Source organism: Georgenia satyanarayanai (assembly GCF_023715365.1).
Classification (GTDB): Bacteria; Actinomycetota; Actinomycetes; order Actinomycetales; family Actinomycetaceae; genus Oceanitalea; species Oceanitalea satyanarayanai_B.
In genome coordinates this window covers 1-8264 of sequence record NZ_JAMBNZ010000025.1, presented here as the reverse complement: position 1 = coordinate 8264, position 8264 = coordinate 1, and the positions used below count along the sequence as shown (strand labels likewise).

Genomic DNA, 8264 nt, shown 5'->3' with positions numbered 1-8264 from the left:
GACTGGCCCTTGTCGCCGAGACCAGCCCCGAGGAGGTGACCACCACCGAACCCATCGGCGCCATCAGCGCCTGATCCAACCCCCCGATCTCGAGGACCGATACACCACTCCCCAGGGCTTGACCCCGACACGGGCCCGGCCCCATGGCCACAGACAGGGAGATCAACTGTCCGTAAGCAGGGAAGTCCGTGTCCGCCTACAGGGAGGTTGGCATGTCCGCTAGCAATCGCGGCGCCTCCTGTTTCCCGTCGGTGTGGCCGCTCTGCCCGGCGCACAGTTGATGACCGTCCCGCGACCGTGGGGCTACCTGCGCACTGGCGTCGGCCGCAAATACCTCATGAAAGACAGCAGCATCGCCGCAGCGAGATACGCCAGGAGCGGGGCTGCCAATAGGGGCACGACTGTTCCTAGGTCGAAGGCAAGGCCGTTCAGGGGGACGCGACGCGGAGCGAAGCCGGCTCCGAACCGGCCGACATAGACGGCCGTGAACACTGCAACGATGGGCGGGACGGCATAGCGATAGCGCGTGAGAGCGAGGCCGGCGATGACAGCAAGGCCCGCCATCGCGCCGAGCGTCCAAGGAATGGGCCGAAGGTGTGGGACCCAGGCGGTGTAGAGCGACGCTGCGACCACTCCGGTCGCCACGACACCAGTCAGCGCTTTGGACTTGGCCGTAGTGGGACCGCGTGTGGCGAGCATCGCCCGAAGACCAAGCAGCTGTGCCACGAGCCAGCCGAACTCTCGCAGCCCCTCCGACACGTGACCCCGCGCCATCATGACGCCGAGCACTACAGCCATGAGCATCACCGATCCGGTGAGCACCAGACGAGCCACGCGTCGACGGCCAAGCACGAGGAGGGCCAGGCCTACCACCCATACGGCCCACGCCGGCCAGGTTGGAGCGACCTCCAGGGTCGTCTGTGGACCCGTCAACGAAGCGCGCGCTAGCGCGACCGTCAGGGCTTTCGCCGCCGGGTACAGCAGCAGCACGGGCAGGAGGAACGACAAGAGGGCCCAGGCATCGAAGCGGGCGGCGGGCGGCGGCAGCAGCACGACCCGCGCCCAGCGTGCCCCGGCCGCGCGAAGTAGATCCCAGTGTTCCCCCGGACTTGGCTGCTGTTGGCCGGGGCCCGCCGCTTCCATCAGCACCGCGACCATCTCCTCGCCCCTCGCCTGCCGGTAGCCGGGCGGAAAGAGTCGAAGAAGGCGCCGGTAACGCTGTTCCAGGCCGGGACTGTGCACGCTCATGCCACGCCTCCCGCCGCGCCCTGGCGCCGGCTCAACAGGTCGAGAGTCCGTGCCGCGCGCCGCTCGAGAACACGAGCTTCGGCAGCAAGGACCTCCACTCCTGGTTCGGTCAGTCGGTAGTAGCGACGCAATCGGGAATCGACTACCTCTTCATGATCGACCTCGACCCAACCTCGCTCACTGAGCCGGTCCAGCGCACCGTAGAGCGTGCCCACCTTCAGAGTGACGTCTCCGCCGGAGAGCTCACCAACCGCCTGCATGATGCCGTAGCCGTGCATCGGCTCCCTCGTCAACGCGGACATGATCAGGAAAGCGGGCTCTTGCATCCTTCGACTCATGTGCCAACTATATATTCGTCACGAAGGGTTGTGAAGAGCCGTGCGTGCTGGGCGTGCCGCACGTCGGATCTCTGGCAGTCCCGGCACTCAGCTCGCCAACCTCGAACTCCGTCACCGCCGCCGGGCGCGCTGCGAGGACCGCATCCGCACCGCCAAGGACACCGGCCTGCGCGCGTTCCCGCTGCACGACTTCGCACAGAACCAGATCTGGCTCGCCATCGTCGCCCTCGCCGCCGAGATCACCGCCTGGATGCAGATGCTCGCCCTCACCACTCACGATGCCCGCCGCTGGGAGCCCAAGCGACTACGGCTGCGGATCTTCACCATCCCGGCCACCATCGCCCGCCATGCCCGGCGCACAGTCCTGCACCTGGCCGACACCGCGCCCTGGGCACGCCTCGCTCACCAGGGCCTCCAGCGTCTTCGCCGGCTCGCTGCTCCAGGCTGAGACCCCGAACTTCCTGTCCCGACGACCCTTCAGCAAGCCCCCCGGCCACGGAACCGGCGCCCACCCGAGACGACACTCGGTCCTTCTGTCGCACCTCGATGTCAGAATCGACTCAGGCACAGACACCGACGAGGCCACCACCCCGCCCGGCCGCCCCATGAAAGATCCGGGCTAGGACCAATACCGTTCAGTTAGCAACGTTGGACAGCGACGGTTGTGTTGTCGCTGGGCTGTGGCCAGCTGGCGTGAGCGGCGCGTTTGACGTGCCATTTGGTGTACTTCCTCTTCACGACGCGCGGCGCCGAGCGTCGTCGCCGAACTGGGTTGAGGCGCCGCAGCAGCCGACGCAGGAAGTCCAGCCAGCCGGGACTGTCGCGACCGTGCTGGTCAGGGGGGAAAAGCGCCCGGGTGGGCGAGAGTCTGGCGGGTGATTCGTAACGCGGCGACGAAACTGACCCGGTCGGGATCGTGGCCGGAGTGGGTGGCGGCCTGCACCATCAGGGAACGGATCGCGTAGTGGCAGCACAGGTGGCCCCAGATCTCCTGGAGCACCAGATCCGGGGACTTGCTGCGCAGCACGGTGCGCGGCCCGCGCTGGTGGGTCTTGAGCTCGTCGAAGGCGAGCTCGATCTCCCAGCGTTGGGCGTAGGCCGCAGCCAGATCGACAGCGCTGGCGTCGTCGGGGTCGAGCAGGGTCGTGAAGAGCCGATACGACGTGGTGTTCTCGCGGCCGTCATCGAGCGTGTAGTCGATGACCCGTACCCGCATCGGCTCCGCGCGTCGGGCCGCAGCCGAGTGGGTCTGGCGTAGGTCGGCCAACCAGGAGCCGTCGGGCAGGTCCTGGACGTGGACCGGTCTCGGTGCGGACTTGTCGGTGCGGATGCGCCACAACAGATCCGCGCCGGTTCCGGTGGCCTTGCGCCACAGCGCGTAGGAAAAGAAGCCTCTGTCCGCGGTGAGCAGCATCCCCGGGTCAAGTCGATCGATGAGCCTGTCGGCCAGCACTGCCTCGGACTCGGCATAGGTGCCGACCTCGGCGGCGAACACCGCATGGGTGCCGCACTCGGCCAGCGCCACGACCCGGGCTTGCGGGAAGGCCGCCTGCTCGCCCTTGTTCACACCCGGCCGCCCGAAATGCTCAGCGTTGACTGTCGTGTCGGCGACATCGAGACACATGCCGTCGATCGCGACCAGCCGCCGCCCGGCCAGCCACACGCCCTGCATCCCATCGGTCCCGATCGGCTTGGCGACCCGCTCGAACAACGCGGCCAGCGGCTCAGCACCCAGCCGAGCGCGGGCTTGGAAGATCGCTGACTTGCTTGGCGGCGAGTAGGTCTCGCTCCACCCAGAGGCCCACGACAGCCCATCGGTCAACTGCGCGAGCACGTCCTCATAGGACCCCTCGGAGTACAGCGCCATCCCGATCGAGAAGTAGGCCATCACTCGAGCCGGCAACGAACGATGACGCTGCTCGGTCCGCCCGACCTCGGCAATCACCTCATCGACCAACTCCGGCGGGAACACCCGCGTCAGCACCCCCACCGACACGAGATCGGACAAGCGACGCTCGGTCTTGGGCTTCTTCCATCCAGCACGCGGCATGCCAACAAACTACACCGCTGTCATCTTAACTAAACGGTATTGGGGCTAGGACGTTCCTTTCCCGCGAAGTGGCGTCTTTCGCGGAGGCATTGCTGGGTCGTCCAACTTTATAGGATGTGGGACGCGGTACTCAGGAGCCGTCGTCGCCCTCATCCCACGCCACGTCGAGTATATGTTGGTGACGGGCGGTGGTTTCGGCGGCGGTAGCCTCCGGATGGGGGCCGGACCGCTCGAGCGCGGCATCGGCCAGCCGTGTGAGCTCCTCGCCCGCCTCGTCTTCAGGTCGGCCTTCCATAGGACTCAATCTGCCACACTCCCTGATCGACCCGGTGTAGGAATGAAGCATGAATAACCCCGTCGAGGTCCGCCCCGAGGACGACGAACGATTCGTTGCTGTCACTGAGCTCGGGGATCGGCATCGAAAGACGTTGGGGTTCTTCCCGCAGGGAGCCTTCCGAGACTTGGCAGCCAAGGGGCACCTGCTTGCCGTTTTTGAGGACGAGGAGCTTGCTGGGTATGCCCTCTACGACATCGCGCGCTCCCGGGTCCGTCTGATCCACCTGTGCGTCGACGAGCGGAGCCGGGAGAGGAGGGTCGCTCAATCGCTTGTCCGCCACATCAGCGCCAAGCATCCAAACCTCGCTGGCATCGCGGTCAAATGTCGTGAGGACTTCGATGCCACTGAAGCTTGGCCCCGACTGGGGTTTAGGCGGCAAGGGGAGAGCAGAGGACGGGGGAAGGACGGAGCGACCCTTATCAGCTGGTGGATGAGCCACGGCCAGCCGGACCTCTTCTCGACCTTCATCGACCCTGATGCAACGACGGTTGCCATCGATCACAACATCTTTCTCGATCTGCTCCATCCCGAGCGTGACGGCGCTGAGGAATCTCGGGCGCTGACTGCCGACTGGCTCGACGACGAGGTAGTTCTGGCTGTCACCTCCGAGTCATGGAATGAGGCCGGTAGGCACGCCGTCCTCTCTGAACGGCGAGAGCAGGAGGCAGCGCTTCATGGGTTTCCTCCCCTCGAGTACACGCCGGGAGAGTGGGGCCGCCTGCGAGATGCGTTCTTCGGGGGGATTGGACAAGTGCCCGCTGACGATCAGTCAGACTGCAGACACATGGTCAGTGCCGCCGCCGGAGGAGTGCGCATCTTCGTCACCCGAGATGACGCGCTGATCGCTCGGTACGCCGACCAGGCTGCTGACGTCCTCGGCTTGCGTGTCCTCAGGCCGTCGGACCTCATCGCGCATCTCGACGAGGTCGCTAATGCTGCGAAGTACAGGCCCGCTGACCTACAGGGGACTCATCTCCGAAGAGGTCGGTACGGCGCTGGTTCTGAGTCGAGGCTCGACCACCTCATCAACCACGCTGGAGGCGAACGCAAGACCTCGTTCCGGCAACTCTTGCGGAAGATGGCCGTAGATTCACGAGTCGACCGCGAGTGGGTACTCAACGACAAGGACGAAGTCCTCGCGGCTTGGGCCACTCGCCTCTCGGATGATGGTCAGCAGATCGACGTGCCGCTGTTCCGGTTCGATCCGATGTCGTCGTTGGGAGCCACGCTGGGGCGCTTGGTCATCTTCGAGGTCAAGCGTCACGCAGTGGATGAGGGCACGTCCGGCGTTGTCATCACCGACCCGCAGCTTCCGCGTGCCTCGCTCTCGAGCTTGGCTGCGGACGGCTTTACTGGCGTCCCGGGAGATATGGCCTGCGCAGTGGTCGACTCCCGATCAAGAGCCCAAGCGATGGATGTCCTCCGCGGCGAGCAGCCCCACCTGCGTCACGCTCGAGAGATAGTCGAGAGCGCAAGAACACCTGCGCAGATCGCCGACGCCGAGCGAGTCCTCTGGCCACTGAAGTTGCTCGACGCAGAGATGCCGAGCTATCTCGTGTCGATCACACCGGCGATGGCAGACCGCTTGCTGGGGCTCAGGCCGATGCTCCTCGAGCGGCCGTCGGTGCTCGGATTGAGTCGTGAGCTGGTCTACTACCGTGCCACCAACATCAGGCCGGCCGCCCCGGCACGTATTGCCTGGTACGTCAGTGGCACCTCGAGAGACGGCGTGGGCGCGGTCTCAGCCGTCTCGCGGCTGACCGCAGTCCATAACGACGAGCCGGGCGTCCTACACCGGAGATACCAGCACCTCGGTGTCTACCGCCTCGAAGACATCCAGAGGACCGCAGGGGCGGGTAAGGCCCAGGCCCTACGGTTCGCCGACACCGAGGTCCTTCGCAATCCGATCCGATACGAGCAACTGCGGACGCTCCCAGGGGGCGAGAAGGTCGGCACGATACAGTCACCGACTGTGATCCCCAGTGCTCTGTTCGCCGAGATCTATCGGAGAGGAACCGGCCGGGATGTGTGACCGCCACGCCGTCCTCCTCAGTGTCCGCCCCCGCTTCGCGGCGGCGATCATGGACGGGACGAAAACGGTGGAGCTCCGCCGTACGCGTATGCACGTCCGGGAGGGCACAACCGTTCTCCTCTACAGCAGCAGCCCCACTCGTTCCGTGCTGGCGACCGCAGTCTTAGACGGGATCGAGGAGGGGGCACCTAGGAGCCTGTGGAGCCGGTTCAAGAAGGTCGTCGGGGTGACACGGGACGAGCTTGACGACTACTTCTACGGGACAAGCCAAGGCTACGCACTGAAGCTCCGCGATGTCGTAGTGCTCGAAGATCCTTTCCCCCTCGAGGAGATGAGGCGGCAGGTGGGCCTCGAACCGCCTCAGAGTTTCCGGTACGTCTCTGCCCGGCAGGCGGAGCTACTCACGCGCGCGGATGGGGAGATGCACAGTGCGGACTGCTCGTCGTACGTAGATATCGGCTCGGCGGACCACGCGCGCGACCTCAGCGGCGTCGGGGCCGGTGGGTAGTCTCACAGGCTCGAAGCCAGCGAAGGCTCGTGCTGGGTGCGCTGCGACCGCGCTCGACCACCAGATGCTTCGGCGGCGATTCCGCGGACGATCAGGCAAGGAGTGGCTGCCACGACCATCGCGGCAATCAGCAGTCTGGCGATGACCGCGGCCACGACCGGGAATGTGAATCCAAGGACAATGAAATACCGTCAGGGCGGTCACTAGCCCGGTCTCTCGCAACTACCGGCGTTACCCAAGAAGGCTCCGAGCGTAACGATCGCGCGACACCACCACCACGCCTCAGGCGCCAAGAACAAGACCATGGCTGCGCCGACGATGGCGATAGCCCAACAGCTGAGCCAGCCCCGAGCGAGCCGCAGCGCCTTGGCGGCGAAGCATGTCAGTAGGGCGGCCATGAGTGCACTATCGACCTGCAGCGTCCCGTCTCTGTAGGGGATCCCTCTCCGGGCTGCGGTCTGGACCCGCAGCGCGCTCGACCGCGGTTCGCTGGGTTTCCTGCACTGGGAGTGCAGAACCGACATTCGCGCACGATGGCGCGGGTACGGTCGCCTGCATGATGAAACATCTGCGCCGAATCGTGCTCGTCATCGGTGTCGGCGCAGCAGTGTCCGCCTGTAACAGTCCCAGCGTGGCACTTGAGCGCGTCCAGTGGTCGGTGACAGAGGAGGCCAGCGGGCGCCAGCTCTCGCTTCTGGTGTACGCGGGCGGAAGCTCATGTATGAGCTACGAAAAGGTCGACGTCGACGAGGGCGCTGAGGCCGTAGAAATCAGGGCGCATCTGCGAGTCGACAGAAACAGCCCCTGCAGCGAGGACATCCAGGTAGAGCAGGTCACCGTCGAGCTCGCTGAGCCACTTGGCGACCGTGCTCTCGTCGGATGCGCCGGCCCTGACACCATTTGGCCCGAGTGGGACTTCGGAGACGCCACGGACTGCACGACACCATCGAACTGGGTGGCACAGGGTCCACGGCTCAGTTGAGGATGGCCCGCGGGGAGGCCTGAGCCCCGGCCCTGTCAGCCCTCCCCGGGGTTGAGGCGGGCGGACTCCTCGCGGATCGCAATGTCCCGCATGACTCGCAGATGGTCTTCGGTCGACACGGCAGCGATGGCGTTGACCTCGAAGTTCTTCGCGATCTTAGTGATGCCGGTGACGATCAGGCCGAGCCCGACGAGCGTGAGGATGCCTCCGATGAGCGTCGCCCCGTCGCTGTCGTAAGAACCAACGCTGCTGAGCCAGATCGCGCCTCCGACTACCTCGGCGACGATGCCTGCTCCGAGGTATGTCCCGGTGTTCGACTCAACGTCCATGACCGACTCACTTCCTGTTGCTGATGGTGCATAGCTTGCGGGGGACGGCCGGCGGCCGACCCGATAGGCGATCTCCTGCGTTCTGCGTGCGTCTACACACCGATCGGCAGGTACCGGGACTTATCAAGCCTTTGGGCGCTGACGCGCCCCCTCGCATGCCGCTCCCGCTGTCGTCGTCGGATTGGGAAGCCTTGGTAAGGACCAGTGCGATGACGGCGGTGTGGATCGCGCTCAGCATCGCCGCCGCGGTGGACTTCTGCGGCCTGAGGAGATTGGACCAGGCCTGACCAGTGCGGACACGGCCCGGGCTCGAATGATGCTCCTATGGACTGTCAAGCGGCGAGGAGCCACTGGCGGTAGGTGCTGGCGAAGTCGTCATCTCGCCTCTTGCCGCGTTCGATGTCGGATATGCGTGCTGGCCAGACGTTGAATTGCTCGGC

Annotated in this window: 8 protein-coding genes and 1 pseudogene; 4 read left to right on the top strand and 5 right to left on the bottom strand. The window is 65.5% G+C overall.

Annotated features, from left to right (window positions below):
* Window positions 1–303: 303 nt before the first annotated feature.
* On the bottom strand, window positions 304–1248 hold the full coding sequence (locus M3148_RS16775) for a hypothetical protein (RefSeq protein WP_251305877.1): 945 nt from the start codon (window positions 1246–1248) through the stop codon (window positions 304–306).
* Window positions 1245–1586 carry a PadR family transcriptional regulator gene (locus M3148_RS16770; protein ID WP_251305876.1) on the bottom strand — a complete coding sequence of 114 codons (342 nt, stop codon included), beginning with the start codon at window positions 1584–1586 and terminating at the stop codon, window positions 1245–1247. The genes M3148_RS16775 and M3148_RS16770 overlap by 4 nt, the downstream gene beginning before the upstream one ends.
* Before the next feature lie 88 nt (window positions 1587–1674).
* On the opposite strand from M3148_RS16770, the pseudogene M3148_RS16765 reads away from it, so the two are divergent.
* A pseudogene (locus M3148_RS16765) lies at window positions 1675–2034 on the top strand (transposase); the annotation flags it as partial.
* 387 nt (window positions 2035–2421) lie between these two features.
* On the opposite strand, the gene M3148_RS16760 reads toward M3148_RS16765, so the two are convergent.
* Together M3148_RS16760 and M3148_RS16755 are read right to left on the bottom strand one after the other, a co-directional pair.
* Window positions 2422–3636: an IS4 family transposase gene (locus tag M3148_RS16760; RefSeq protein WP_251305875.1), complete on the bottom strand. Its 1215-nt coding sequence runs from the start codon at window positions 3634–3636 to the stop codon at window positions 2422–2424.
* A 130-nt stretch (window positions 3637–3766) separates the two neighbouring features.
* The gene (locus M3148_RS16755; protein WP_251305874.1) at window positions 3767–3931 is read right to left on the bottom strand and encodes a hypothetical protein; all 165 of its coding nucleotides are present in this window, start codon (window positions 3929–3931) and stop codon (window positions 3767–3769) included.
* 49 nt (window positions 3932–3980) lie between these two features.
* On the opposite strand from M3148_RS16755, the gene M3148_RS16750 reads away from it, so the two are divergent.
* The 3 genes from M3148_RS16750 (at window position 3981) to M3148_RS16740 (ending at window position 7495) form a co-directional block, all read left to right on the top strand.
* Window positions 3981–6005 carry a GNAT family N-acetyltransferase gene (locus M3148_RS16750; protein ID WP_251305873.1) on the top strand — a complete coding sequence of 675 codons (2025 nt, stop codon included), beginning with the start codon at window positions 3981–3983 and terminating at the stop codon, window positions 6003–6005.
* A complete protein-coding gene (locus tag M3148_RS16745) occupies window positions 5998–6513 on the top strand; it encodes a hypothetical protein (RefSeq protein WP_251305872.1) in 516 nt (171 codons plus the stop codon). Before M3148_RS16750 ends, M3148_RS16745 begins: the two co-directional genes overlap by 8 nt.
* Before the next feature lie 631 nt (window positions 6514–7144).
* Window positions 7145–7495 (top strand): hypothetical protein, encoded by a 351-nt coding sequence (locus tag M3148_RS16740; protein ID WP_251305871.1) that lies wholly within the window; start codon window positions 7145–7147, stop codon window positions 7493–7495.
* Window positions 7496–7530: 35 nt separating this feature from the next.
* On the opposite strand, the gene M3148_RS16735 is transcribed toward M3148_RS16740, so the two are convergent.
* On the bottom strand, window positions 7531–7824 hold the full coding sequence (locus M3148_RS16735; protein WP_251305870.1) for a hypothetical protein: 294 nt from the start codon (window positions 7822–7824) through the stop codon (window positions 7531–7533).
* Between the last annotated feature and the right edge of the window lie 440 nt (window positions 7825–8264).